A 26,053-nucleotide genomic window follows, 5' to 3' on the forward strand; every position below is an offset into this window, starting at 1 on the left:
TCTTACGCCTCCATTAGTAAAAGTTCTGGGTCGTTTAACAACCGCTTAATGTGATTCAATGCATTTTGTGCTGTCGCTCCATCAATCATACGATGATCGAAGCTCAATGATAATGCTAACACAGGTGCGGCTACAATTTCACCATTTTTTACAATCGCTTTCTCAGAAATACGCCCAATCCCTAAAATGGCTACTTCAGGATGGTTAATAACTGGAGTAAACCACTGGCCGCCAGCAGAACCGATATTTGTAATTGTGCAAGATGCACCTTTCATTTCAGCCGGAGCCAGTTTACCGTCACGCGCTTTTACAGCAAGCTCATTAATTTCATTTGAAATCGTGAACATCGATTTGCGATCAGCATTTTTCACAACCGGAACCATCAAGCCTTTTTCTGTATCAGCAGCAATTCCGATGTTGTAGTAATGTTTGTGAACAATTTCATTCGTTGAATCATCAATCGATGTGTTGAATGCTGGGTATTCTTTAAGCGCACTTGTAAGAGCTTTTACGACGTAAGGAAGGAATGTCAGCTTAACACCTTTTTCCGCTGCAATGTCTTTGAACTTTTTGCGATGTGCCCAAAGCTTTGTTACTTCGACTTCATCCATTAACGTAACGTGTGGTGCAGTATGTTTAGAATTCACCATTGCTTTCGCAATTGCTTTACGAATACCGCTCATTTTTTCGCGTGTTTCCGGGAATTCACCTTCTGGAATTGCCGCCGCTGCAGCTGGTTTTGATTCTGCTTGCGCTGCCGGCGCTTCTTGTTGTGCCGGTTTCGCATCTTGTCCAGGAGTTTCAGATTGCGTACCGCCGCTTAAGAATGAATCAATGTCGTCTTTTACAATACGGCCATTTTTGCCACTGCCGGCAACAAGAGCAATATTCACGTCTTTTTCACGAGCATATTTGCGTACAGATGGCATTGCAATAATACGACGGTTCGGATCTACATCTGCCTGAGGCTGGCTGCCTGCACCAGTCGAAGCTGCAGGAGCGTCTTCTTTCGGTGCTTCTGCAGGTGCTTTGTCGACTTCTTGGCCTGCTTCAGCTGTTGCTTGAACTTGCTCTTCTGTTTTCGCTTCGCCTTCTTCGTCACCGTGATCGCCTTTGAATTTCAAATCTTCATAGCCGGGTGCATCAAATTTGATGAGTGTGTCCCCTACAATTGCTGTTGCACCTTCGTCAACAAGAATTTCTTCTACTGTACCCGCAACTGGTGATGGAATTTCAACGACTGCTTTGTCATTTTGCACTTCACAAAGCACGTCATCTTCTGCTATCTTATCGCCTGGTTTAACGAACCACTTGACGATTTCACCTTCATGAATACCTTCACCGATATCCGGTAATTTAAATTCAAATGCCAATGTATTCATCCTCCTGTAATGTGAATTTCGAAAAGGAAGTTACACTTCCTTTTCGACTGTCATTTATTATTAAAATTCAAGAACTTTTTTCGCAGTTTCCACAATATCTTTATGATTTGGAAGCCATACACCTTCAGCTTGGGAGAATGGGAAAACAGTATCCGGAGCTGCAACACGCAGTACGGGTGCTTCAAGGCTCAAGATGGCGCGGTCGTTAATTTCAGCCACAACGTTCGCAGCGATACCCGCCTGCTTTTGTGCTTCCTGAACGACGATTGCGCGTCCTGTTTTTTCAACAGAAGTCATGATTGTTTCAATATCAAGCGGCTGAATAGTGCGAAGGTCAATCACTTCAACAGAATATCCTTCTTTTTCAAGTGCTTCTGCTGCTTTTAATGATTCATGAACCATTGCACCATACGTGATGATAGAAAGGTTAGTACCTTCACGCTTCACTGCTGCTTTGCCAAGCGGAATTGTGTATTCTTCTTCCGGCACTTCTTCACGGAATGAACGATATAATTTCATGTGCTCAAGGAAAATTACCGGATCATTATCGCGAATGGCAGAAATCAATAGTCCTTTTGCCTCGTAAGGAGTGGAAGGAATAACTACTTTCAAGCCAGGCTGCTGCGCCATCAAGCCTTCCAAGCTGTCCGCATGAAGCTCAGGTGTGTGAACGCCGCCGCCAAATGGCGAACGGATTGTTACAGGAGCTGAGTAAACGCCGCCTGAACGGTAACGCATACGCGCAAGCTGCCCGCTGACAGAGTCCATGACTTCGAAAACAAAACCAAAGAATTGAATTTCCGGTACTGGACGGAATCCTTCAAGTGCAAGACCGACAGCAAGACCGCCGATTCCAGATTCCGCAAGCGGCGTATCAAATACGCGCTCTTCTCCAAATTCTTTTTGAAGACCTTCTGTTGCACGGAACACTCCGCCGTTAGCGCCGACATCTTCACCGAAGACGAGGACGTTTTCGTCGTTTTTAAGCTCCACGCGCAAGGCATCCGTAATCGCTTGAATCATTGTCATTTGTGCCATGGCTTACTTCGACTCCTTTGCAGTGTAAATTTCATATTGTTCTTTTAAGTTTGCTGGCATTTCGTCGTACATATTTGCCATCAGATCTGTTACTTTTTGTTTTGGTGTGTCATCGGCTTTTTTGATCGCGTCTTTAATTTCTTCTTTTGCGCGTTCAATTACTTCTGTTTCTTTTTCTTCGCTCCAAAGCCCTTTGTTTTCAAGGTACTTACGGAAACGAACGAGTGGATCTTTTTTCTCCCACTCTGTATCAAGATCAGATGTACGGTAGCGTGTCGGGTCATCCCCTGCCATTGTATGAGGACCGTAACGGTAGCACATTGTTTCGATTAATGTTGGACCTCCGCCATTGATTGCACGTTCACGCGCTTCCTTCACCACGGCGTAAACAGCAAGTGGATCCATGCCGTCTACAAGAACAGATGGGATTCCGGCTGCAATTCCTTTTTGAGCAATTGTTTTTGCCGCCGTTTGCTTTTCACGCGGTGTTGAGATGGCGAACTGATTATTTTGAACAATGAAGATCGCCGGCGCATTAAATGCACCTGCAAAGTTGATTCCTTCGTAGAAATCCCCTTGTGATGAACCGCCGTCACCTGTATATGTAACAGCTACCGCTTTTTTGCCGCGTTTTTTAAGGCCTAATGCAACGCCGGCATTTTGCACATATTGTGCACCAATAATGATTTGTGGCGACAACACATTGACTCCTTCAGGTGCCTGGTTGCCTACATAATGGCCGCGTGAGAATAAGAATGCCTGCCATAATGGAAGACCATGCCACACGATTTGCGGAACATCGCGGTAGCCTGGCAAAATCCAGTCTGCTTTTTCAAGGGCATAGTGAGAAGCGATTTGCGATGCTTCCTGTCCAGCGGTTGGCGCATAAAAGCCAAGGCGTCCTTGACGGTTTAATGAAATCGAGCGCTGGTCAAGTACACGTGTATAGACCATGCGTGTCATTAATTCTTGAAGCTCTTCATCTGAAAGCTTTGGTGCTGCACTTTCGTTTACAATTTTTCCTTCTTCATTTAAAACTTGAACCATTTCAAATTGCGTTTCAATCGATTCAAGCGTTTTTTGCGGATCGAACTGAGTTTTCTTTGCACTCATTGTTGTCACCTTTCCTTTCTGTATTGGTTATGCCTCGCCATGCGGCTGTTTTTCCATTTATAAATGACTGTACCAGTAATTTTCAAGAAATCACTAATACAAGATAAAGCTACGGTTAATAGTGTATAATAACCGTGTTAATCCGTCAATTTAAAAAGGTTTTTTATAAAAATCACTCTTTTTAATTTTAAAAACCAATACTGTACCAATGAAATGAGTTGCTCTGTACTATAAAAAGAAAGCGCTTTTTACTCTGTTATACATTACATAATTTTCTCCATCTTCCTATTCCCTTTTCATGCGGAGTAAAACAAAAGGCTCGCTCCGTTAACATTTTGCTCACTTTTTGATAAGATAAATACACTAAACGCGAAAAAAGGAAGGGAACTATATGATTAAGATGAATGATATCGTTCGGGAAGGGGACCCGGTTCTTCGTAAAAAAGCGAGTGACGTGACCCTGCCGGCATCAATTGAAGACAAAGAAACGCTTGCTTCCTTAATGGAATACGTTCAACACAGCCAAGATCCGGAGCTATCGGAAAAATATGGCCTGCGTCCTGGCATCGGTCTTGCCGCTCCTCAAATCGGCATTTCCAAACGAATGATTGCAGTCCATGTAAAAGATGAAAAAGGCAATCAATTGAGCTATGCACTTTTCAACCCAAAAATTGTCAGTCATTCTGTTGAAAAAGCATTTTTAACAAGTGGCGAAGGATGCTTGTCTGTTGACCGTAATGTTCCTGGTTACGTCCATCGTTATGCAAGAGTCACAATCAAGGCAATAACATTGGAGGAAGAAGAAGTTAAATTCCGCTTAAAAGGACTCCCTGCTATTTGTATTCAGCATGAAATTGACCATTTAAACGGCATCCTGTTTTATGACTATATTAACGAAAAAGATCCATTTCATGTGGAAGAAAATGCGCAGGCAATTGAACGATAAGCCATATGGTCAGTCCCCAGCCACTGCACAATAGAATTGCCCATTTCCTTTTCATTCAAGCAACCATATGATAAAATGGCAATAAGGAGTGATCCACAATGTTGAAGAAGCTGAAAAAAAAGCTCGTTAAACAGTGGAAAGATCTGCTCAGAAGAAAATCAATCGCATAATTTCGAATGGTTAAGCCCTTCTATTATGAAGGGCTGTCTTTATGCAAGAGACAAAAGATGTTCTTTCGTGTCAAAACATCTTTCTTTCTATATAATAAAAATCAAGACCACAGGCTGTGTTCAACAAGCCTTTGTGATAAAAACTGAGAAGAACCGCTTTTATGCGGTTTGTATATATTAAACGAGAAAAAGGAGAGAAAGTTATGATTTACAAAGTGTACTACCAAGAAAATCGTTCTGAAGTGCCTGTTCGTGAAAAAACAAAATCATTATATGCTGAAGCGCAAACAGAACGGGAAGTTCGCCACGCATTAAAAAGCCGCCCATACAACATTGAGTTTGTCCAAAAGGTAAATGACAGTCACCTTGAATACGAGAAAAAGTCACCTGACTTTAAAGTGGAGCAGCTGTAACACATGAAATTTGTAAAAAATGATCAAACAGCAGTTTTTGCCCTCGGCGGTTTGGGTGAAATCGGCAAAAACACGTATGCCGTCCAATTTCAGGACGAAATTATTTTGATTGATGCAGGAATTAAATTTCCGGAAGATGAGCTGCTTGGAATCGACTATGTGATTCCAGATTATTCTTATCTCCAAAAAAATGCCGATAAAATTAAAGGACTGTTTGTTACACATGGTCATGAAGACCATATTGGCGGCATCCCTTATTTATTGCGGGTTGTGAATGTACCTGTATATGGCGGAAAGCTCGCCCTGGGCCTCTTGCGCAATAAATTAGATGAGCATGGATTGCTTCGCCGCACACGCCTTCACGAAATCGGCGAAGATGATGTGATTAAATTCCGGAAAACATCTGTATCTTTTTTCCGGACGACACACAGTATTCCTGATTCTTATGGAGTTGTTGTCAAAACACCTCAAGGCAGTATCGTTCATACAGGTGACTTTAAATTTGACTTCACACCCGTGGGTGAGCCGGCTAATTTAACGAAAATGGCTGAGATCGGCAAAGAAGGTGTTCTTTGCTTATTATCAGACAGTACAAACAGTGAAGTACCAAACTTTACGATGTCTGAACGCAAAGTCGGCGAAAGTATTCATAATGTATTTCGTAAAGTAAAAGGCCGGATCATTTTCGCAACATTCGCGTCAAACATTCACCGCCTTCAACAAGTTGTCGAAGCAGCAGTAGAGGATGGCCGCAAAGTTGGTGTTTTTGGCCGAAGCATGGAAAATGCAATTAATATCGGGCAGCAGCTCGGCTACATTCACTGCCCGAAAGACACGTTTGTTGATACTCATCAATTAAACAAGCTTCCTGCCAATAAAGTCACGATTTTATGTACCGGCAGCCAAGGTGAACCGATGGCCGCACTTTCACGTATCGCTAATGGATCTCACCGGCAAATTCAAATTCAGCCGCACGACACAGTTGTCTTTTCATCATCGCCGATTCCAGGCAACACTGTAAGCGTGAATCGTATTATTGATTCGTTGTCCCGTGCCGGAGCGGATGTTATTCATGGTCCATTAAATGATATTCACACATCCGGACACGGCAGCCAGGAAGAACAAAAATTGATGCTGCGTCTTATTAAGCCTAAATTTTTCATGCCAATTCACGGTGAGTACCGGATGCAGAAAACACATTGCCAGCATGCCATTGACTGCGGCGTTCCAGCGGAAAACTGCTTTATTATGGACAATGGCGATGTACTAGCCTTGTCGAAAGATGAAGCTTATGTAGCTGGACGTATTCAATCAGGATCTGTTTATATTGACGGAAGCGGTATTGGCGATATTGGCAACATTGTTCTTCGCGACCGCCGCATTTTATCAGAAGAAGGCCTTGTGATTGTGGTCGTCAGCATTAATAAAGAAAAAAATAAAATCGAGGCCGGTCCTGACATTATTTCACGTGGATTTGTTTATATGCGCGAGTCCGGCGATTTAATTTACGAAGCGCAATCCATGCTGAACCGACATGTAAAGCAGCTTTTAAACAACAACTCAACTCAATGGTCTGACATTAAAAATGAAATTACTGATACACTTTCTCCATTTCTTTATGAGCGGACAAAACGCCGCCCGATGATTTTACCGATTATTATGGAAGTGTAACAAAATAAAAGAGCGTTCCTTACTGATAAGGAGCGCTCTTCTTTTCATGGAGGCGTCTATTCATGACCATAGTAAAAGGCCAGTCGCAATATGAAGAAAAGATCAAAAAGCACTACCGCCCTTCTGCTTGCGGACCCGTTACGGTTTCAGTTATTTTACAGTATTGGAATGTGTCTTACTCAGTAAATCAGCTGTATAAACAGCTGGGCGCAACGAGGATCGGATTGTTCCGTTTTATCATGGTCCGTAAGTTAAAAAAACTGCTGGGCAGCAACTGGATGGTTAAACCGTCAAATCGAATTGATGAGGTGATCAATGAGCTTGACCTCGGTCATCCTGTTGCGGCAAAGTTTGATAAATATTGTACTCTCCGTTTTTTTTCAAAGCCGATGTATGCGTATCATTGGGTCGTACTAACGGGATATGAAATCAAGGACAGGAAGATTTTTTTATATTTTCATGACAATGGTGCACCGGGGCGAAAAAGCAAAATCCGCCGTATATCATTTGAAGATCAGTCAAGCGTACTTCGCTTCGTTCTTTTGTCTCCAAAAAATCCCCCGCTATAACACGGGGGATTTAATCAGTCATTCATTTTTTTCTCAAAACGGTCAATGTCATTATCCGCACCAATAATGATTAAAATATCATTCAGATGAATCGCTTCGTCTGCTTGCGGCGACACGATAATTTCTTTGCCCCGTTTAATCGCGACAATATTAATGCCATAACGCGCACGAATATCAAGATCGATTAATGTATTCTCCGCAAGTGTTTCATTTGCGATGATTTCCATGATAGAATGTTCATCAGAAAGCTCCAGATAATCTAATACGTTATTCGACACGATGTTATTGGCAATCCGGCGGCCCATGTCGCGCTCCGGATGAACAACCTGATCTGCCCCAATTTTCAGCAGCACTTTTTCATGGTAATCGTTTTGTGCTTTTGCCGTTACTTTTTTCACACCGACTTCTTTCAGCATAAGTGTAGTTAAAATGCTGGATTGAATATCATCCCCAATAGCAACAATGACATGGTCAAAGTTTCGGATGCCCAAGCTTTTTAATACAGATTCATCTGTTGTATCCGCAACTACGGCATGTGAGGCGATCGAGGCAAACTCATTGACTCGGTCTTCATCCTTGTCAATGGCCATTACTTCCATTCCTTGTTCACTCAGCTCTCGGCAAATGCTGCTGCCGAAGCGCCCGAGCCCGATGACGACAAATTCTTTTTTCATGTTCATTCCCCCGCTGTCAACGCTAAAATGGTTCCGCTCTGACAGTTTACCATGAACATGCCACAATTGCCTTTATTTCTTTTCCCCCTTCACGTAATCTGCATCAAACAAGAATAGGCGCATTAATAAGAATAACGATGGAATGAGCAGCAGCAGACCAAGTATAAACACAATGATGAGCGCGGTGGCCATCGCTTCATTCGTCGCGTTTTCGTGAAGTGTAATGTACGGGTACAAAATGTATGGTAAATGTGATGCACCATACCCAAAAAACGCGAAGAAAAATTGCAGCATCACCATAATAAACGCAGTGCCGTATCGCTTTTGACTGTAAATAAACCATGAGGCGATACTGAAACAAAGAAGAGACAACCCAAACATCCACCAGTATTCGGTGACCGCTTTATCGTAATGCTCTGAATTGTGCATTTGCAACGACATAAAAACGAGCAAGCTGGCCACAATTGTTGGCATGCTCCAAAAAAGCGCAAACTGGCGAAGCGTCTTTCGCGCCTGCTGATCATCCGCACGGTCCGCATAATACGTTAAAAACGTGGCACTTATAAATAAAACAGAGACAATTGATAAAAAGACGACGCTCCAGGAAAAGGGACTCGTAAACAATTCTTTCGCAAGAAATTCGACATTCCCGTCCACTTCATCTAAAAATCCGCCTTCCGAAATCGTTAATGCCGTGGACAAAGAAGCGGGAATTAACAAACCGGTTGCACCATACAAAAACAAGTAAAAGGTGCTGTCACGTGATCCGTAATTATTAAATGCATAAAAAGATCCGCGAATCGCAATTAAAATGAGAGCGACACTGCCCGGAATGAGGAGCGCCGTCCCATAGTAATAAGCCGTTGCTGGAAAAAAACCAACGATTCCGACGAAGAAAAATACGAAAAACACATTTGTTACTTCCCATACCGGTGATAAGTATCGAGAAATGAGATCATTGATAATATGGTCTTTTTTCTTCATTCTTGCATAATACGCAAAGAATCCAGCGCCGAAATCGATGGATGCGACAATTAAGTAGCCGTACAAAAATGTCCAAAGAACTGTAATGCCAATCAGTTCATAGTTCATGATTCATCCCCCTCCCTATTTCCGGTTCGGAAACCGTTTTTCAAGTTCCGCTTCTGCTGGTAAATTTTTAAACATTTTAATTAACACAACAATCGCCATTATACCCAGCACAAGGTAAAGCAATGCAAACAGCACAAAAGTCAGGCCCACACTGTTGCTTGTTGTCGCTGCTTCCGCCACCTTCATATAACCACGCATAATCCACGGCTGACGCCCGACTTCAGCTAATATCCACCCGGCTTCAATGGCCACCATCGATAGTGGCCCCGCTGCCAAAATCGCTAAAAGAAGCGGTTTATTCAATGCATTCCACTTTTTTACCCGGTCCATCAAGACGAAGATCGCAGTCGTTGCCATGAGAAACATGCCGATGCTGACCATTGTGTCGAACATATAGTGAATCCAAAGCGGCGGTCGTTCATCTTCCGGTGTTTCATTAAGACCAATGACTTCTGTCTCAAAAGAATTTCCCGCTAGAAAGCTGAGCACCTTCGGAACACGGATTTCGTTTTCTATTTCGCCGTTTTCATTTAATGTACCGAAGAAAATTAAATCCGCGCCTTTTTCTGTTTCAAAATGCCATTCTGCAGCAGCCAGTTTTTCAGGCTGCACATCCGCTAAAAACTTTGCGGATATATCACCGGTAATTGATATTAACAGTGAGAAAACAAATGTACAAGCAACTGTCAAGCGCAGCGCTTTTTGTTCATATTGCCCACGGCGCCCCTTGAGAATAGCAAAAGCGGCGATCGCTGCTAATATTGCTGCTGCTGTTACGTACGATGTCGCTACTACATGAAGAACTTTAGAAGGCATTGCCGGGTTTAGCATGGCGGCGATTGGATCAATGTTAATCATTTCACCGTCTTTTAAATCAAATCCTTGCGGCGTGTTCATAAACGCATTGACCGTTGTAATAAACAAAGCTGACGCGGATGAACCGATCATAACCGGAATCGTCAGCAGCCAGTGTGTCCATTTGCCTTTAAAGCGATCCCACGTATACAAATAAATACCGAGGAAAATGGCTTCGAAGAAAAAAGCGAATGTCTCCATAAAAAGGGGCAGTGCAATAACTTGACCGGCTACTTCCATAAAGCTTGGCCATAGCAAAGAAAGTTGAAGCCCAATTATCGTCCCGGTTACGACCCCCACCGCTACTGTGATGGTATATCCGCGTGCCCATCGTCTGGCCATAAGCGAATAGTAAGGATCATTTCGTTTGATGCCTATAAATTCTGCAATTGCAATCATTACCGGTATACCAACACCGATTGTGGCGAAAATAATATGAAACATTAACGTCATTGTCATCAGCATTCTGCTGAGCATGACACCATCAAGTTCCATTAAGTTGACCTCCCTTTTTTCTTCTGACTATTTATATGTTACCCGTATTGTAAACCTTATATAAAAACAATTCCATATAAGGTGTATGACGATTTTGTGACTATTTTCACAAACTTGTATAAAGAAAAACCGGCAAATGCCGGCTGCTCTTCTTTACAAAGATAAGAAAGTATACATTTTAGAAGCTGCCCAGTTTTAGGTGCCATCGGCTCGATGGCTCACAGTATGTGAGTTACACAGGCATTGTTGCGACGATCCAGATGATTGACTTAGATCGGGCGAATGCCACAGGACGTGGCAGCTTTGAAGCGCGGCGGGAAGATGCCGTGTTCTTAGCTTTTGTTCCATTTACCCAGACAAGCCTATCTGGAGGCAAAAATCGTTTCCATCAGTGCTCACCTTATGCTGTTACCGAAAGACGTGCGCTCTGCGCTTTTCTTATTCTGCTTTTGCTGTTTCATCCAAGACGCGATTTACACGTTTTTCGAGCATTTTCATACCGCTTCCGCCTGCTTGGAAATGGCGAAGCTGGCCTTCTTTATCAAATACATAGTAAGCAGGAACGTATTGATTTTCAAATGCTTCTGTCAGCTTATGTTCGCTGTCCACAAAAATCGGCTGTGTAATTTCATGCTCGGCCGCAACCGATTTAATTTGATCTAAGTTCAAATCATCTTCTGAACGAGGCATATGCACAGCAATGACATTTAACTTATCTTTGTAGTCGTCACGAAATTTATTTACGCTTGGCATTGCTTCTTTGCAAAGATGGCAGCTTACAGACCAAAAATGAATCAATGTCGGTTTTTCTCCAACTACATCACTTTTTGATAATTCTCCGTTCAGCCATTCTGTTGCACCATTAAGTTCTGGCATTTGTTCTCTTAATTTCATGAATCCATTCGCTCCTTTTTCTATATATAGACACATCAGGACCTAACGCAATGTTAGGCCCCGATGAAAAAATCATGTATTAAAGAGTTGTTTGGCCTGGTTTCCAGTTCGCAGGGCAAAGACCGCCTGTTTGAAGAGCTTGAAGCACACGAAGTGTTTCCTCAACATCACGGCCAATGTTGTTATGGTTGACAACCTGATATTGAAGTTCTCCTTCTGGGTTGATGATGAACAAGCCGCGGAGTGCAACACCTTCTTCTTCGATTAGAACACCGTAGTCACGTGATACAATATGGTTTGTATCTGCCGCAAGCGGGTATTTTAAATCACCAAGACCATTATCTTTACGGTCTGTTTTAATCCACGCAAGGTGAGTATGGATTGTATCAGTAGATACACCAATTACTTCCGCATCAAGATCTTCGAATTCATCGTAGCGGTCAGAAAGAGCTGTAATTTCTGTCGGGCATACGAAAGTAAAGTCCATTGGGTAGAAGAAAAGAACCGTCCATTTGTCGTTTTTCATGTTTTCTTCAAGACTTACTTTACCGAATTCTTTATTCGCAAGTACTGCTTCCATTTCAAAGCGCGGTGCTTGTTTTCCTACCATACGTTCTGCCATGAATAAAAAACCTCCAAATTAATTGTTTTCTTAAATGAGAAAGCCGGTCTATATTCTCAAAAGCTTTCATTTCACAAAGATTATTGTAATTCTTTCACAGTAACATGTCAACTTCTTATTGGAATCATTTTAAATAAGAAGTTATTATTTAAAACGATCAATACTTATTCAAGTACTGCTTTAGTTTACCATGTTTCGCTGCAATGACAAAATGATAAGTGCTGCAAAGCAAAATTAGTGGCTGCCCAAGTGCGTAAAGTAGCGAACGATAAACGAAATGGCTGTCTCGATTGCCGCTTCATCCGGGTTTAGCTTCGCATGGTGAAGACCATATTCAGATCCGACACCAAGCCAAAACATAAGACCGGGAATTTCTTTTAACATGAAACCGAAATCTTCCCCTGTCATCGCCTCGCGCGACTGAACAAACTGGACATCCGGCTGCTGCGCAGCAAATTGTACAAACCGGCCGGTAACTTCGGGATCGTTAAACACTTGATAATAACCACTGCCACAGTCAATTTCCGTTTCACAATCAAACGCGGTTTCGATGCCTTTTAAAAGCGACTGAACGCGCGCTTTTGCTTTGTCCATTGCTTCGGGCGACAGCGTACGAATTGTTCCTTCGAGCCTTGCGTGATCTGCAATAACATTTTGCACTGTACCTGCTGTCATCTTTCCGATAGTCACAACAGCGCTGTCAAGTGGATCGACATTTCGCGAAACGATAGACTGAAGCTGCGTCACAAAATAAGAAGCAGCAACAACCATATCTTTCGTTTCATGCGGATACGCCGCGTGACCTCCTTTGCCACGAATATCGATAAACAGCTCAGACGTATTCGCGAATAAAAGTCCCGGCTTTGTCGCAATGGTCCCAGCCGGATGCTCTGGCGCAATGTGAAGCGCATAAATTTCGTCCGGCATCCATTCACGGAATTCCGGCGATGCCATCATCGGTGCTGCACCGCCCGGCCCTTCTTCAGCCGGCTGAAAAACAAAAACGAGGTCGTCATCGATCGGATTCGAAGCAAAGTGAGTGACAGCACCTAACGCAATGCTCATATGAAGATCATGTCCGCATGCATGCATCCGCCCTTCATGTGTGGATGAAAACGGAAGATCTGTTTTTTCCACGATCGGCAATCCATCAATGTCCGTGCGCCAACCGATTGTTTTAGACGGATTTAATCCGTTAATCTTGACAAGAATCCCGGTACGCCATGTTTTTATATCGAGCCGTTCTGCCGGAAGCGACTGTAAATAGTGTACTAAATATGCCTGCGTTTTAAACTCTTGAAAGCCCAGTTCTGGAATCTGGTGTAAATCACGGCGGATCGCTGTAAATCGACTCATCTTTTGTCCCCCTCTTTTAGAAAAAGAACGCGTGAGCAACTGCCCACGCGTTCTGATTTTACCGCTTTTACAGTTTGCGGAGTTCCTGCATAATTTCAGTTTTTGATTTTGTTTTGTCATCAATTTGTTTAATAACGCGTGCTGGCGCACCAACTGCTACAGAGTAAGGCGGGATGTCTTCTGTCACAATCGCGCCGGCAGCGACAACAGAACCTTCCCCGATCCGGCAGCCTTCTAATACAACCGCATTTGCGCCGATTAAAACGTTATCTTCCAAAATAACCGGTGAGGCTGAAGGAGGCTCGATAACGCCTGCAAGGACAGCACCCGCTCCAACATGGCAGTTCTTTCCTGTTGTCGCACGGCCGCCAAGAACAGCGTTCATGTCAATCATTGTGCCTTCGCCAATCACAGCACCAATATTGATCGAAGCGCCCATCATGATGACCGCATTATCGCCGATTTCAACCTGGTCGCGAATGACCGCACCCGGCTCAATACGTGCTTGAATGTTTTTCAAATCAAGAAGTGGAATTGCTGAGTTGCGGCGGTCATTTTCCACTACATAATCCGTAATTTTATCTTTATTTTGCTCAAGAGCTTCTGATACTTCAGCCCACTCGCCAAATACAACGACTGATTTTCCTTCTCCAAATACTTTTGCGGAAGAGCCAAAGTTTATACCAGCCACATCTCCATTTACATATACTTTCACTGGTGTTGATTTTGTGCTGTTGCCGATAAAAGCAATAATTTCATGTGCGTCCATCATTTTCATAATTATGTATTCCTCCTGAAAAATCTCTTTTTTCTGCTCTTACTTTATCAAAGCGCCGTCCTTTTCACAAGCGATTTTCTTTCTTCTCTGTCATAAAAAGCTCAACTGTTTCAACAAATGCCTGTACTTGCCGCAGTTCAAAAGCGGTATCATAGCCAAGAAGCCACGTATCACGGCGGATCGGCTCTCCTTCACGGTCAAGAAGGGGAATTTTAAATAAGTCACGATCTTGATTAGAAAGCGTAATGGCCGGCAATATCGCATACCCAAGCCCGTTAAAAGCCATTTGCCGGCACGTCTCGATTTGATCCACAACAATAGAACGTTTCGGCGCCATTTGAAAGCGGTTATGCCACCACTCCTGTATTTCCTGGTCATAATTTGAATCACTTTTAAATTGAATGAATGGCTTGTCGGTCGACAACACATCTTCTATATTTTGAATTTCTTTATCCACTAAATAAAGCGGGTCTTCAAATAAATGAATTTTCCGCCCTTTCCATTCAGGTGTCCCTCGGATAATACCGATATGAACAGCTCCTTCATAAAGCGCTTTGACGATCTCACTGCTCCACCCAGTGATCAGCTGAATTTTCGCATGTGGATATCGCTCGACAAACAATTTCAATACCTTCGGCAGCCAGTTTTGCCCTACAATTGTCGCACAAGCAATTTTCAGCGTTCCATGCACTTGTGGCTCAAGCGATTGAAGTTCTTCTAGCAACTGTTCTTTTTTCTCAAGTGTTTCTTTTGCGTATTCAACGATCAGTTCACCGGATGGTGTTAAGGATAATCCTTTTGTGGACCGGTTAAAAATTTTAACGGCCCATTCTTTTTCAATCGTTTGGAGCCGCTGAGAAAGGGCCGGCTGGGAAACAAAAAGCCGTTCGGCCGCTTTGCGCATATTCATTTCTTCCGCAAGAACCGTCAATAGACGAAATTCCGAAAACGACACAATATTATTCTCCTTTCTTCAAAAACAAAAGCAGCGCAAATGAAACAGCCGCAAAGAAAAAGACAACCAAGTAAACGGCGTGCAAGGAAGAAATCAGTCCCTCGCTTAATATAAGACGCGTGGATTCACTCATATCAGTTTGTTCACCAAGTAATTCGTTCACAGAGTTGATTGTCAGCCCTTCTGCACCTTCTCTTTCTGCCAAATAAGCAGCCAGCCTGCTGTTTAACACACCGCCCAACAGTGCTGCACCAATTGTATTGCCGATATTACGCATAAACATATTGGAAGCTGTAGCAGCACCTCGTTCATGCCAGCCGACAGAATTTTGAATCGAAACAATAAATGCCGTAGAAGTAAGACCCATGCCAACCCCTGTGACAAAAGAAGACGCCGCCGCCCACCATGGACCAAAATCCGGATTCATCACCGTAAACATCAGACCGCCCGCCAGTAAAGCGCCGCCGCCGATCAGCGTCGTTGTCCGGTAACCAATTGAATTGAGCAAACGCCCTGATAATGAAGACGCAATCGGCCAGCCAATAGACATAGCAGTCAGTGTAAACCCAGCGACTGTTGCATTTTCGCCCATTACCCCTTGTACATATGTCGGCAAAAAGGTTGAAATGCCGATCAACATAATCCCAGTCGTTAACGAAACAAGATTCGCAATTAAAATCGGCCGGACTTTCCATAAATGAAAAGGTACCATTGGAGATTGGGTACGACGTTCATGAATTGTGAAAAAAACGACCGATAGAACGCCGACTATCAAAAGTAGCACTGTATACGTTGTCTCCACCTGCTCAACCAACAGGTACATTAACGAAGAAATACCTGCTAAAAATAGAAATGTACCAATATAATCGATATCGGGTTTTTTCTTTTCGATTTTTTCATGTAAAAAGAAAAGAAGCATAAAAATCGAGATAATTCCGATCGGCACGTTGATCCAAAACACCCAGCGCCAAGAAACATATTCAACGAGCAGCCCTCCAAACGCCGGACCCGACACAGCGGAAATACCCCATACACTAGCGAGATATCCTTGAACCTTAGCACGCTCTTCTTTCTTGTAAATATCACCTACAATCGTCGTTGCAACGGGCATAACTGCTCCTGCACCGATTCCTTGAATAAAACGAAAAATAATCATTTGTTCCATCGAACCAGCCAATCCGCACAGAACAGAACCGATTAAAAAAACGATTATACCCGTAAACAGAACCGGACGACGGCCGAAAATATCAGACAGCTTTCCATAAATCAAAACGGTAGCAGCGTTCATTAACAAGTAGGCGGAGAACACCCAGCTGTATAACGAAAAACCGCCAAGATCCGCTACGATATCCGGCATTGCTGTCGCGACAATGGTTGCTTCAATGGCTCCCATAAACATTGCCAGCATAACAGCGGCCAGCACAAGTGGCCGCTTTGTCTGTCTTTGTTTCAATTATTCCACCTCAAATTCAAGAAAAAAAGACCCGCCGCGTGGCAGATCTTGATTAATTTAGCCCATCGACATAATAATTCAGCTGTTTTAAAATAACCCGTCTCGTTAAAATTCCCTCAAAGTGGCCTTCTTCATCCGTTACGCATAAAAAAGGATGATTAATAAGCAGGCCGAGCGCTTTTCGAAAATGATCATGGATGGTCAATCTCGGCTTATCAACAGCCATGACTTGTTCCACTGTTAATTCTTCTAACCGCTCAAATTCCACACGTTCAAGACCAAGAAGTGCTTCAGTGATCATTGGAATGCTGATCAGTCCTTCAAGCCGGTATTTCGTGTCAAGAACTGGAATCGCCGTGTAGCCGCTTTTTGTTAAGACCAGCAGCGCATGTTCCAAGCTGTTTCCACGCTGAACAAAAGCGACTTTTTCTCCCGGAATAATATAATCCATTATATTGGTTTGCAGCACATCTTTGTTTTCAAAGGAAATCATTGCTAGTCTCCCTCTTCTTTTTGTAAGCGCTTTATTCATCTTCCATTATAGCAAAATATTCTTAGTCTGCGCCAGAGAAACGAGCCGTTCTTAAAAAAGATCCGGCCCTGGCAAGTCGTTTTGTTATCCTTGCGCTTCTTGTTTAGCTTCCTGAAGAAGTTCAAAGATTTCAATCGCTGTCATATCAATATCGTCAAAAGGATATTTGCTTCCTTTTCCATCTTTATCATATACTTCAAGCTCAAATGTATCTTTATTCGGGAAATATTTCACTTGGCAAAGTGTTTTGCCGTTCAATTCAAATAGGCGCTGCTGGACTTCTCCCTGCTCGCCGCCCTCCTGCAGTGATTTTAAACGCTGTACAATTCCAACTAACTGTGACATATATTGTCGACCCCTTTCATAATCGTTATCCATTTAGTAAGCACAAGAAATATACCATAGATCCCTTGTTTAATCCAATATTTTTACCCTCTTTTTTCAATTCAATAAAAATAAAAAAGACGCTTAAATCAGCGTCCTTTCATCCAAACAACGATGATGATCCCTGAAAAAACGACAAATGCCGCTATATACAGCCAAATGATCGGATTCAGCCCGTAAGGATGTTGCTGGACCGCCTCTGGATTGTCAGTATCCTTTCGTCCAAAGGCGCCCGAGCGCTTCATAATGGCCGCTGTCCATAGGCCGCCGCCGATCAAAACAGCAGCCGATAAAATGATCCAGATCATGGTTAGAGCATCCCCTTTACATCTCAGGATGCTTCCATTGTTTCCAGGTCCAGCATGTTTCATACGTTAATACAATAATCCATCCTGGTCGTACAAATACTCATATGGAATATCAAAAAACAAGTATTCGTGTTCGTTGACAGGATAAGAGAAGGTCCGGATTGTTTCACCCGTCTCAATGTCATTGTATAAGTCGGAAATTAAGCCGCCGCCATTTTTATTCATCCGAACAATATTTTCGAGAAAATACGGACGCCAGCTCCAGTTTTTGTCCAAATATTCCCGTTGAAAAATCCACTGTCCTTCTTTTTTAAAATAGTTCGGCGTTAATTCAAATCCATTTTCATCACAAATATAAAGCCGAAAGCACATTTCATTAAACTCCTGTGCAATGTCTTCAAGAAGCTTTTCTTTCGGCATCGATTTTGACTTAGCGATCATTGCACCAAGACCAATTTCTAATTGTTCAGCGAATGCATAAACGCTGCTGAGGGCTTTTTTCTCATATGAAATAAACCGGCTGCACTTTTCTCGCAACATCTCTTTCAATCCGTCGGGTTCCGCAAAGTCCGATGACGGCTCCGCCAAATAAAAGCCTTGATAATAACGTCCGCCATTTTTCCATGCATACTGCAGCTGATATTCTGCTTCCACTGTTTCAAAAAGAAGAGATGCACCAATTTTGCGTGCAAACATAGAGAGCGAATAAACAATGTTTTTGTAGGACTGGTCACTGGCGTCTTTTCGTAATGCGCGTAAACTTATTTTTAAAATATCTGGTGACGACCCGGCAAAATGGCGAATATCGCCGTCTACTTCTCCGATATGATCAACCGCAAGCCGGATGCCGAGCGTTTTATAGTAGCGCAGCACATTATCAAGCGACTTGCTATAGTCAGCTTCTGATATTTCAAGAACAATTTGTCCATACTTTAATCCTTTTTCAGCATACTCATCTAAAATGGCCAAAAAAGATTCACCATAATCTTCGAGAAGACCTGCTGCCCTGCGGTTTATGAACAGCATTTCTGTTCTGCCTGTTTCCGTAAATGCATCAAGCGCTTTTCTAACAATAACGTCTTCCACTTCACGACGGTAGTCATCCGGTGTATCTTCATCATGAAAAAAATGCCCGAGGCTTTGGGCGGTTTCATTTTCTATGTAACGTCCTAACACTTCATATCCAATAATTTTATGTTCATCGGCGCTGAAAATCGGCTGGTAATACGGCACGACACGATCAAGATTGCTCATAATTTCAAGTGCATCCATAAATAAGCCTCCTATTCCGTCAAATCGTTTATTATTATACATGACTTTTAACAATTATGCTGTTAATTAGAAAGAACCCGGCACAAGACTGCGCCGGGCTACTTCATATGACGACGGGCAAAATCGACGAACCGGAATTTATCCGGCCGGTGCCTTGATTCCGTATATTGGAAAAGGCTTGCATCGTCCAAATACACGTAGTTGCGAACGACGACGACGTGAGAAAAACCATTTGTATCAAGGAAAACCACGTCTTCATCCGTACATGGCTCTACTGTTATTTCTTTTTTCGCAAAACTGATCGTTAACCCAAGCTCCTGCTCAATATAAGCATAGATTGATTGTCCGCATATGTCTTTTGTCAACTCTGGAATATACTTTTTCAATAAAAAATCTTTATCCAAAATAACACATTCCCCGTCAAATGTACGCGTGCGGATGACTTTCCATACCTCTTCTTTTACGCTGCATTGAAGCTGATGCTGCAAATATGGCTCGGGACGAATCAAGCTGAATTCTGCTACATTCGTTTGGATGACGCCATTCATTTGATCCGCCAATTCTTTAAAGCTGACAAGTCCTGAAATTGGGAAACTCGCGCGGCTTGTGTCAAGGACGACTGAACCTTTGCCGCGCAGCTTTTGAATGTATCCATTTTGAGAAAGGAGGGTCAACGCTTTACGAATCGTTTCCCTTGATGTTTCATAGCGGGCTGCAAGTTCGTGCTCTGATGGAATCAGTTCACCCGGCTGAAATGTACCACTTTTCATTTTGTCAGCGAGTTCTTCATAAATGTGCTTATATTTGTTTTTTTTCATTTCTGTTCACCTGCATGCTGTCATTCTTTCCACTATAACATAAAAAGGATTAGTTAAACAGCCGGTACACCGTACTTTCATAAGGGGTCAGTACCCAGTCTGACAGCTGCGCTGGTGCTTGTTCTTCATTTGACAGAACGAGTTCTGATTTTTTTCCTTTTACCTCTTCAGGCACAGAAAATGACACAGATTGTCCGTAAAAATTGTTGATGATAAGCCATAGTTCTCCATCATGCTCCCTTACATAAACAAACAACTGTGGGTGATCCGCAAGCAGCTGGCGGTAGCTTCCTTCACGGAGAAGTTCTTCATTTTTCCGCAGTCCAATCAATTTTTGATAATGATAAAAAAGAGATTCAGGCTCCTTTTGAGCTGTTTCTGCATTGATTTCTTCGTAATTCTCAGCTATCTCAATCCATGGTATTCCGCTTGTAAATCCGGCATTTTCTTTATCATTCCATTGAACAGGCGTCCGGCTGTTATCCCGCGACTTTTGCTTTAAAATGGTGATCACTTCTTGTTCAGCAAATCCTTTTTCGCGCAATTCTTTGTACATATTCAATGATTCTACATCTCGATATTGTTCAATTCGATCAAAATGAGGATTTGTCATGCCGATTTCTTCCCCTTGATAAATGTACGGTGTTCCTTTCATCAAATGAATTACATTCGCCAGCATTTTTGCCGATTTCACGCGATATTCCTGATCATTTCCATATCGGCTGACAATTCGCGGCTGGTCATGGTTACACCAAAACAAGGCATTCCAGCCGCCTCCTTTGTCCATTTCAACCTGCCAGGTGGACATGACGTCTTTTAGCCATAAAAAATCAAACGGAGCCGCTGTCCATTTTTCGCCATCCGGGTAATCGGCTTTTAAGTGGTGAAAGTTGAACGTCATCGCCAGTTCTTTTGATTCCGGATGCGAGTAACGGATGCAATGCTCGATCGTAGTGGAAGACATTTCACCAACCGTCAGCAATTCATAATGGGAAAAAACTTCATCATTCATTTCACGCAAAAATTCATGAACGCGGGGGCCATCTGTATAAAAACGCCGCCCGTCTCCTTCAAAATCATCTGGAAATGACTGATTTTTGGATATTAAATTGATCACATCGAGCCGAAAGCCATCAATTCCTTTTTGGAGCCAAAAGTGCATCATCTTATAAACATCAAGACGGACCTGCTCATTTTCCCAGTTTAAATCTGCTTGCGTGCGGTCAAATAAATGCAAATAGTATTGGCCGCTTTCTTCATCGTAAGCCCATGCTGACCCGCCAAATTTTGATTTCCAATTGTTTGGCGGACCCCCATTGACTCCATCTTTCCAAATGTAATAATTTCGATAAGGGGAATCCGGATTTCTTGACTGCTTGAACCAGTCATGTTCGGTAGAAGTATGGTTAACGACAAGATCCATCACAATCTTCATGTTTCGGTCATGCGCTTCTGCCAGCAGCTTTTCCACGTCGTCCATCGTGCCATAATCCGGATTCACCCGGTAATAATCACTAATATCGTACCCGTTGTCTTTTTGCGGCGATTCATAAATCGGCGTCAGCCATAGGACGTCTACGCCGAGATCGTGTAAATAATCAAGCTTTTTGATAATCCCTTGAATATCACCTATTCCATTTCCGGTCGTATCATTAAAGCTTTTCGGATAAATTTGATAGACAACGCTTTTTTTCCACCATTGTTCATTCATTATGAAGTCCTCCTAATAGAAAAAAAGGGCAAAGTCCGCCCTTTATTTTTGTTTCGCAAATTTTGAAAACGTAAAAGTTAAAATGACCGGCAAGACGAGTACGATGACCATGCCAATTAAAAACGCAGTCATGCCATTGCTGATCACAAGGAAACCTGGAATGCCGCCGACACCAATTGTACTTGCCAGCACACCATTAACCGAAATAAACATGCCGGCGATCGCTGAACTAATCATCGCTGCGATAAACGCATAACGGTAGCGCAAGTTGACCCCGAACATGGCCGGCTCAGTAATTCCGAGAAATGCCGATAGTGCCGACGTATAAGAAAGTCCTTTCAGCCGTTCTTCTTTTGCCAAAAAGCCAATTGTCAACGCAGCGGCACCTTGTGCAATGTTAGAGAGTGCAAGCATTGGCCATAAGAACGTACCACCAAGCGATGAGCCAACTAATTGCAGATCAACCGCCAGGAATGTGTGGTGCATACCTGTAATAACAAGCAAGCTGTAAAAGCCGCCGTAAATCAATCCGCCAAGAATCGGTACTGTATCAAAAATAAAGATAACCGCATCTGTAATCACATTTCCGACCGCAAACATAACCGGACCGATTAAAATAAAGGCGGCAAATCCAGTAACAAGAAGCGCAACCGGTGCTACAACCAGCAGCTGAATGCCTTCTGGAACTCGTTTCGTCAAAAAGACTTCAATTTTCGCCAATAAATAAGAGGCAAACAATACTGGCAGTACTTGCCCTTGATAGCCGATTTTCTCAACCGTTATACCCAGTATATTCCAGGTTGGAATTTCTCCTGCTTCTTCAGCTGCACCATATGACCATGCGTTTAATAAATCCGGGTGAACAAGAATAAGCCCAAGCACAATCCCGAGCAGCGGACTGCCCCCGAACCGTTTCACAGCTGACCAGCCGATTAAAGCAGGCAGAAAGGTAAATGCTGTATTTGCAATTAAGTTGATAACGCTGGCAATGTCCGCCCATTGTGGATACCTTTCGATCAAAGATTCTTCGAAAAAGATCCCTTGTCCCGTTAAAATATTATTAAGTCCGAGCAGTAAACCAGCTGTTACAATCGCTGGCAAAATGGGTATAAAAATATCAGCCAATGTTTTAATGGCACGCTGCAGCGGATTTAAATTCGATTCCGATGCTTTTTTCACATCTTCTTTTGACGCTTCACCAATACCAGTCTCTTCAACAAGATCTTGATACACTTTGTTGACAGTCCCTTGTCCGATGACAACTTGATACTGTCCATTCGCTGAAAAAGAACCTTTTACGACATCAATTTGTTCCAGCTTTGACTCATCCACTTTGCTTTCGTCTTTTAGTGCAAAGCGGAGCCGCGTGACACAGTGTGTCGCCGCTTCAATATTTTCTTTTCCGCCGACAGCGTCTACAATTTGTCCAGCTTGCTTTGAGTACGCTCCCATTTCAACTTCCCTCCCAAACTTGTATATACATCTTAACAAGACTTTATCACTTGTATATACAGGATGTCAATAAAAAAGAAAGCGATCCCAAAAAAAAAAAAAAAACAGCGGAAGCCGCTGTTTTTTAAAAAGGGAACCGGTTGAGCCATTGGCCACCGTCCATCGTGATACATTCACCATTTATATAACCTGCTTCATCAGAAGACAAGTAATAGGCAAGTCCAGCAATTTCCTCCGGTGTTCCAAGTCGATGCAGCGGCACGCTGTCAATGGTCCGTTTTGCTGCTTCGTCTGATTCCCATAGTTTATCCGCACCGCCTGTCCGTTCAATCGGACCCGGTGCAATGGCATTAACACGAATGCCATATTGATGCCCCCATTCTACAGCAAGAGTACGGGTTAACGAAAGCACACCGGCTTTTGCAGCTGCCGAGTGCGCAACGCCTGCTCCTGCATTCCACGCATAGGTAGCGACCATGTTAATAATCGAGCCTTTTATTCCGCGCTGAATCCAATAATTCCCGATTGCGTGAGAACAATAAAAGGTACCGTTTAACACAATATCGATAACAGAATTCCATCCGTTTGGCGTCAGCTTTTCTGCCGGACAAATGAAGTTTCCAGCCGCATTATTAATAAGCACGTCAATAGAGCCAAAAGCCTGGTCAGCTCTTTCGACCAGTTTCTCCGTTTCATCAGTCTTGCGTACATCCATGACAACCGTTAAAAAACGACTGCTGTCCCCTGCAATCTCTTTTTTTGCTCCGGCCAGTTTTTCTTCATTTCGGCCGCAAATGACGACATTCGCTCCTTCATCGAAAAAGCGCTTAGCCATATATTTCCCCATACCGCTTGATCCACCTGTAATGATAACCGTTTTCCCTTTCAAATATATTCATCCCCTTCGTAATATGAATGATCATTCACTCATTATTGTATCACTAAAAAGAAGACCCGCAAAGTTTCGTCTACGGGCCTTCTTTTTATTCTTCGTCTTCACGCACACGGTACGCTGCGTGTAAAGACTCGAGCTGGCTGTCAATGTACACATCTTTTTTGCCACGTTTAACGTAATGATAATTTCCTTCGTTATCTTGGTAACGCGCTTTCGCATTGTCGGACATTTGCAATTGAAGAAAATCGGCAAGACGGTCTTTTAATGATTCGTCTACAATTGGAAACAAAATTTCGACCCGCTTAATCATATTACGTGTCATCATATCCGCCGATGATAAATAAATGTTTCGTTCACCATTATGATGAAAATAATAAATTCGGCTGTGCTCTAAAAACCGGCCAACAATGCTGGTCACTCGGATATTTTCACTCACGTTCGGAATACCCGGCCGCATACAGCAAATTCCGCGGATAATGCAGTCAATTTGCACACCAGCATTTGATGCTTCATACAATTTCATAATAAGCCGCTTATCTGTTAAAGAATTCATTTTCGCAATAATCCGGCCGCTTCCATGCTTTTTATGAATCTCTATTTCTTTGTCGATCAGCTTAATGAAAGCATCTTGAATATCAAACGGCGCCACAACAAGATGATTATACTTCGGCTTATCCATGTAGCCGCTCAAATAATTAAAGAAATTTGTCGCATCCACGCCAAATTCTTTTTTTGATGTGACCAGTCCATGATCTGTATAAAGCTTCGCTGTTGCGTCGTTATAGTTGCCTGTTCCGAGATGAACAAATCGTTCGATCTTGCCTGCTTGTTTTCGGACCACGAGCGTAATTTTACTATGTGTTTTTAAATTGTGCATTCCATAAATAACATGACAGCCAGCTTTCTCCAGCTCTTTTGCCCATTGGACATTATTTTCCTCATCAAATCGGGCTTTTAATTCTACGAGTACGGTTACTTGCTTCCCTTTTTCAGCCGCACGCTTAAGCGATTCAATAATAGGCGAGTCGCCGCTCACCCGGTAAAGCGTCATTTTAATCGCCAGCGCAATCGGATCGTTTGCCGCTTGTGAAATAAAATCGACGACCGGTTCAAAGGATTCATATGGGTGATAAAAAAGCACATCCTGCTGCAACGCTTTTTCAAAGATATCTTCCCGGGAAGATAAATCTTCTGGCAGCTGTGGAATAAACGTTTCATACGTCAACCCTTCACGAAGTATACTTAGCTTTTTCGTAAATGGAAATAAAAATGTCAAATCAATCGGCCCGTCGATTTCATATACATCTTTATAGTGAATTTCAAGCTCTTCCAGCAAGTAATCAAGCACATGTTGATCCATGTCCTGCGATTTCATCTCCAGCCGGACGGCGGCTCCCCACTTTCGCTTCTTTAACTCTTTTTCAATTTCAAGCAGTAAATCCCGGGCCCCTTCTTCGTGAATTTCCATATCAGCATTACGCGTAATCCGGAACGTGTTAACATTTTTCACGATATAGCCTTGGAAAACGCGGTCAATGAAATATTCCAGCACGTCTTCCAGCAGGACAAATGTACCGCCCTCTTCTTCTGATGGAACTTCAATGGCCCGGTCCAGCACACCAGGTACTTGCACGATTGCGACGCGGTCCATCTCTGCTTCCGGCTCATCATTTTCAAGCATGACGACCAGATTGAGCGATTTGTTCAACAGCATCGGGAATGGCCGGTATGCATCAATCGCCATGGGTGTCAGTACTGGGAATACTTCATTATCAAAGTAATCGAGCAAGAACTGTTGCTGTTCTTTCATCAAATCTGCTGGCTTTTTCAAATAAAAACCTTCTTCTTCAAGAGAAGGCAATATTTCTTCTGTCAGCACCCGATTTTGAATTTGCACCAACTCATGTGCTTTGATGCTAATTCGATTCAGCTGCTGCTTCGGTGTCAAACCGGCTTTGTTTTCAGGCTTGTTAAAACCGGCTTTCACCTGATCTTTCAGACCAGCTACCCGCACCATAAAAAACTCATCCAGATTCGAGCTGAAAATGGCTAAAAATTTCATTCGCTCCAATAGAGGGTTATTTAAATCTGATGATTCTTCCAATACACGTTTATTAAAGTTAAGCCAGCTTAATTCCCGGTTGTTATAATACATCGGATTCGCCAAATCAATTGTTGCCTGTCCGCTCATCGGAATCCCCCGTT

The 26,053-nt window shown here is 42.9% G+C and carries 25 protein-coding genes; 4 read left to right on the forward strand and 21 right to left on the reverse strand.

The window, feature by feature from the left end; translation table 11 throughout:
- Nucleotides 1-2: 2 nt before the first annotated feature.
- The 3 genes from VQ00_RS08355 to pdhA all read right to left on the reverse strand — a co-directional run bounded on the left by VQ00_RS08355 (nucleotide 3) and on the right by pdhA (nucleotide 3,533).
- Nucleotides 3-1,373, reverse strand: coding sequence for a dihydrolipoamide acetyltransferase family protein (locus tag VQ00_RS08355; protein ID WP_046179694.1), 1,371 nt, complete (start codon nucleotides 1,371-1,373; stop codon nucleotides 3-5).
- Nucleotides 1,374-1,442: 69 nt separating this feature from the next.
- The gene (locus VQ00_RS08360) at nucleotides 1,443-2,420 is read right to left on the reverse strand and encodes an alpha-ketoacid dehydrogenase subunit beta (protein WP_046179695.1); all 978 of its coding nucleotides are present in this window, start codon (nucleotides 2,418-2,420) and stop codon (nucleotides 1,443-1,445) included.
- Between the two features lie 3 nt (nucleotides 2,421-2,423).
- Complete coding sequence (pdhA, locus tag VQ00_RS08365) at nucleotides 2,424-3,533, reverse strand: pyruvate dehydrogenase (acetyl-transferring) E1 component subunit alpha (RefSeq protein ID WP_046179696.1); 1,110 nt, start codon at nucleotides 3,531-3,533, stop codon at nucleotides 2,424-2,426.
- Nucleotides 3,534-3,924: 391 nt separating this feature from the next.
- Here pdhA and def point away from each other — a divergent pair, with 391 nt between their 5' ends.
- From def to VQ00_RS08385, 4 genes are all read left to right on the forward strand, one after another.
- Complete coding sequence (gene def, locus VQ00_RS08370; RefSeq protein WP_046179697.1) at nucleotides 3,925-4,479, forward strand: peptide deformylase; 555 nt, start codon at nucleotides 3,925-3,927, stop codon at nucleotides 4,477-4,479.
- A gap of 373 nt (nucleotides 4,480-4,852) precedes the next feature.
- A complete protein-coding gene (locus VQ00_RS08375; RefSeq protein ID WP_046179931.1) occupies nucleotides 4,853-5,062 on the forward strand; it encodes a DNA-dependent RNA polymerase subunit epsilon in 210 nt (69 codons plus the stop codon).
- Between the two features lie 3 nt (nucleotides 5,063-5,065).
- Nucleotides 5,066-6,733, forward strand: coding sequence for a ribonuclease J1 (rnjA, locus tag VQ00_RS08380; protein ID WP_046179698.1), 1,668 nt, complete (start codon nucleotides 5,066-5,068; stop codon nucleotides 6,731-6,733).
- Nucleotides 6,734-6,795: 62 nt separating this feature from the next.
- Complete coding sequence (locus tag VQ00_RS08385; RefSeq protein ID WP_046179699.1) at nucleotides 6,796-7,302, forward strand: C39 family peptidase; 507 nt, start codon at nucleotides 6,796-6,798, stop codon at nucleotides 7,300-7,302.
- Between the two features lie 14 nt (nucleotides 7,303-7,316).
- Here the strand turns inward: VQ00_RS08385 and VQ00_RS08390 are convergent, their stop codons facing one another.
- From VQ00_RS08390 to VQ00_RS08475, 18 genes are all read right to left on the reverse strand, one after another.
- Nucleotides 7,317-7,976 carry a potassium channel family protein gene (locus VQ00_RS08390; protein WP_046179700.1) on the reverse strand — a complete coding sequence of 220 codons (660 nt, stop codon included), beginning with the start codon at nucleotides 7,974-7,976 and terminating at the stop codon, nucleotides 7,317-7,319.
- A gap of 72 nt (nucleotides 7,977-8,048) precedes the next feature.
- Entirely contained in the window at nucleotides 8,049-9,068 is a 1,020-nt protein-coding gene (locus VQ00_RS08395) for a cytochrome d ubiquinol oxidase subunit II (protein WP_046179701.1), read from the reverse strand.
- 15 nt (nucleotides 9,069-9,083) lie between these two features.
- Nucleotides 9,084-10,418, reverse strand: a complete 1,335-nt coding sequence (locus VQ00_RS08400; RefSeq protein WP_046179702.1) for a cytochrome ubiquinol oxidase subunit I — start codon at nucleotides 10,416-10,418, stop codon at nucleotides 9,084-9,086.
- 438 nt (nucleotides 10,419-10,856) lie between these two features.
- Complete coding sequence (locus VQ00_RS08405) at nucleotides 10,857-11,312, reverse strand: TlpA family protein disulfide reductase (RefSeq protein ID WP_046179703.1); 456 nt, start codon at nucleotides 11,310-11,312, stop codon at nucleotides 10,857-10,859.
- A gap of 79 nt (nucleotides 11,313-11,391) precedes the next feature.
- Nucleotides 11,392-11,934: a peroxiredoxin gene (locus VQ00_RS08410; RefSeq protein ID WP_046179704.1), complete on the reverse strand. Its 543-nt coding sequence runs from the start codon at nucleotides 11,932-11,934 to the stop codon at nucleotides 11,392-11,394.
- A 234-nt stretch (nucleotides 11,935-12,168) separates the two neighbouring features.
- Complete coding sequence (locus VQ00_RS08415; protein ID WP_046179705.1) at nucleotides 12,169-13,290, reverse strand: N-acetyldiaminopimelate deacetylase; 1,122 nt, start codon at nucleotides 13,288-13,290, stop codon at nucleotides 12,169-12,171.
- A 67-nt stretch (nucleotides 13,291-13,357) separates the two neighbouring features.
- Nucleotides 13,358-14,068 (reverse strand): 2,3,4,5-tetrahydropyridine-2,6-dicarboxylate N-acetyltransferase, encoded by a 711-nt coding sequence (dapD, locus tag VQ00_RS08420; RefSeq protein WP_046179706.1) that lies wholly within the window; start codon nucleotides 14,066-14,068, stop codon nucleotides 13,358-13,360.
- Between the two features lie 64 nt (nucleotides 14,069-14,132).
- Nucleotides 14,133-15,023: a transcriptional regulator CcpC gene (locus VQ00_RS08425; RefSeq protein WP_046179707.1), complete on the reverse strand. Its 891-nt coding sequence runs from the start codon at nucleotides 15,021-15,023 to the stop codon at nucleotides 14,133-14,135.
- A gap of 4 nt (nucleotides 15,024-15,027) precedes the next feature.
- Nucleotides 15,028-16,476, reverse strand: a complete 1,449-nt coding sequence (locus tag VQ00_RS08430) for an MDR family MFS transporter (protein WP_046179708.1) — start codon at nucleotides 16,474-16,476, stop codon at nucleotides 15,028-15,030.
- 52 nt (nucleotides 16,477-16,528) lie between these two features.
- Nucleotides 16,529-16,969: a cyclic-di-AMP-binding protein CbpB gene (gene cbpB / locus VQ00_RS08435; protein WP_046179709.1), complete on the reverse strand. Its 441-nt coding sequence runs from the start codon at nucleotides 16,967-16,969 to the stop codon at nucleotides 16,529-16,531.
- Nucleotides 16,970-17,092: 123 nt separating this feature from the next.
- Complete coding sequence (locus VQ00_RS08440) at nucleotides 17,093-17,353, reverse strand: YkuJ family protein (RefSeq protein WP_046179710.1); 261 nt, start codon at nucleotides 17,351-17,353, stop codon at nucleotides 17,093-17,095.
- Nucleotides 17,354-17,481: 128 nt separating this feature from the next.
- Nucleotides 17,482-17,700: a hypothetical protein gene (locus tag VQ00_RS08445; RefSeq protein ID WP_046179711.1), complete on the reverse strand. Its 219-nt coding sequence runs from the start codon at nucleotides 17,698-17,700 to the stop codon at nucleotides 17,482-17,484.
- Nucleotides 17,701-17,766: 66 nt separating this feature from the next.
- Complete coding sequence (locus VQ00_RS08450) at nucleotides 17,767-18,972, reverse strand: EAL domain-containing protein (protein WP_046179712.1); 1,206 nt, start codon at nucleotides 18,970-18,972, stop codon at nucleotides 17,767-17,769.
- 98 nt (nucleotides 18,973-19,070) lie between these two features.
- A complete protein-coding gene (gene treR / locus VQ00_RS08455; RefSeq protein WP_046179713.1) occupies nucleotides 19,071-19,790 on the reverse strand; it encodes a trehalose operon repressor in 720 nt (239 codons plus the stop codon).
- 49 nt (nucleotides 19,791-19,839) lie between these two features.
- Nucleotides 19,840-21,501 carry an alpha,alpha-phosphotrehalase gene (gene treC / locus VQ00_RS08460; RefSeq protein WP_046179714.1) on the reverse strand — a complete coding sequence of 554 codons (1,662 nt, stop codon included), beginning with the start codon at nucleotides 21,499-21,501 and terminating at the stop codon, nucleotides 19,840-19,842.
- 42 nt (nucleotides 21,502-21,543) lie between these two features.
- Nucleotides 21,544-22,953, reverse strand: a complete 1,410-nt coding sequence (gene treP / locus VQ00_RS08465) for a PTS system trehalose-specific EIIBC component (protein WP_046179715.1) — start codon at nucleotides 22,951-22,953, stop codon at nucleotides 21,544-21,546.
- A gap of 124 nt (nucleotides 22,954-23,077) precedes the next feature.
- Entirely contained in the window at nucleotides 23,078-23,848 is a 771-nt protein-coding gene (gene fadH, locus VQ00_RS08470; RefSeq protein WP_172645564.1) for a 2,4-dienoyl-CoA reductase, read from the reverse strand.
- An 88-nt stretch (nucleotides 23,849-23,936) separates the two neighbouring features.
- Entirely contained in the window at nucleotides 23,937-26,039 is a 2,103-nt protein-coding gene (locus tag VQ00_RS08475) for an RNA degradosome polyphosphate kinase (RefSeq protein WP_046179717.1), read from the reverse strand.
- Nucleotides 26,040-26,053: the final 14 nt, after the last annotated feature.

Origin of the sequence: Domibacillus tundrae (assembly GCF_000970675.1) — a bacterium.
In the GTDB taxonomy this organism is placed as follows: Bacteria; Bacillota; Bacilli; order Bacillales; family Domibacillaceae; genus Domibacillus; species Domibacillus tundrae.

Coding starts and splice junctions, on each gene's coding strand:
- VQ00_RS08415 (WP_046179705.1), bottom strand. CDS start 13,290: ATGAGTCGATTTACAGCGATCCGCCGTGATTTACACCAGATTCCAGAA.
- VQ00_RS08410 (WP_046179704.1), bottom strand. CDS start 11,934: ATGGCAGAACGTATGGTAGGAAAACAAGCACCGCGCTTTGAAATGGAA.
- rnjA (WP_046179698.1), top strand. CDS start 5,066: ATGAAATTTGTAAAAAATGATCAAACAGCAGTTTTTGCCCTCGGCGGT.
- VQ00_RS08375 (WP_046179931.1), top strand. CDS start 4,853: ATGATTTACAAAGTGTACTACCAAGAAAATCGTTCTGAAGTGCCTGTT.
- VQ00_RS08390 (WP_046179700.1), bottom strand. CDS start 7,976: ATGAAAAAAGAATTTGTCGTCATCGGGCTCGGGCGCTTCGGCAGCAGC.
- def (WP_046179697.1), top strand. CDS start 3,925: ATGATTAAGATGAATGATATCGTTCGGGAAGGGGACCCGGTTCTTCGT.
- treC (WP_046179714.1), bottom strand. CDS start 21,501: ATGAATGAACAATGGTGGAAAAAAAGCGTTGTCTATCAAATTTATCCG.
- VQ00_RS08440 (WP_046179710.1), bottom strand. CDS start 17,353: ATGTCACAGTTAGTTGGAATTGTACAGCGTTTAAAATCACTGCAGGAG.
- VQ00_RS08405 (WP_046179703.1), bottom strand. CDS start 11,312: ATGAAATTAAGAGAACAAATGCCAGAACTTAATGGTGCAACAGAATGG.
- VQ00_RS08385 (WP_046179699.1), top strand. CDS start 6,796: ATGACCATAGTAAAAGGCCAGTCGCAATATGAAGAAAAGATCAAAAAG.
- VQ00_RS08475 (WP_046179717.1), bottom strand. CDS start 26,039: ATGAGCGGACAGGCAACAATTGATTTGGCGAATCCGATGTATTATAAC.
- treP (WP_046179715.1), bottom strand. CDS start 22,953: ATGGGAGCGTACTCAAAGCAAGCTGGACAAATTGTAGACGCTGTCGGC.
- VQ00_RS08395 (WP_046179701.1), bottom strand. CDS start 9,068: ATGAACTATGAACTGATTGGCATTACAGTTCTTTGGACATTTTTGTAC.
- pdhA (WP_046179696.1), bottom strand. CDS start 3,533: ATGAGTGCAAAGAAAACTCAGTTCGATCCGCAAAAAACGCTTGAATCG.
- VQ00_RS08400 (WP_046179702.1), bottom strand. CDS start 10,418: ATGGAACTTGATGGTGTCATGCTCAGCAGAATGCTGATGACAATGACG.
- dapD (WP_046179706.1), bottom strand. CDS start 14,068: ATGAAAATGATGGACGCACATGAAATTATTGCTTTTATCGGCAACAGC.
- cbpB (WP_046179709.1), bottom strand. CDS start 16,969: ATGATTTCCTTTGAAAACAAAGATGTGCTGCAAACCAATATAATGGAT.
- treR (WP_046179713.1), bottom strand. CDS start 19,790: ATGAAAAAAAACAAATATAAGCACATTTATGAAGAACTCGCTGACAAA.
- VQ00_RS08360 (WP_046179695.1), bottom strand. CDS start 2,420: ATGGCACAAATGACAATGATTCAAGCGATTACGGATGCCTTGCGCGTG.
- VQ00_RS08445 (WP_046179711.1), bottom strand. CDS start 17,700: ATGATCTGGATCATTTTATCGGCTGCTGTTTTGATCGGCGGCGGCCTA.
- VQ00_RS08450 (WP_046179712.1), bottom strand. CDS start 18,972: ATGGATGCACTTGAAATTATGAGCAATCTTGATCGTGTCGTGCCGTAT.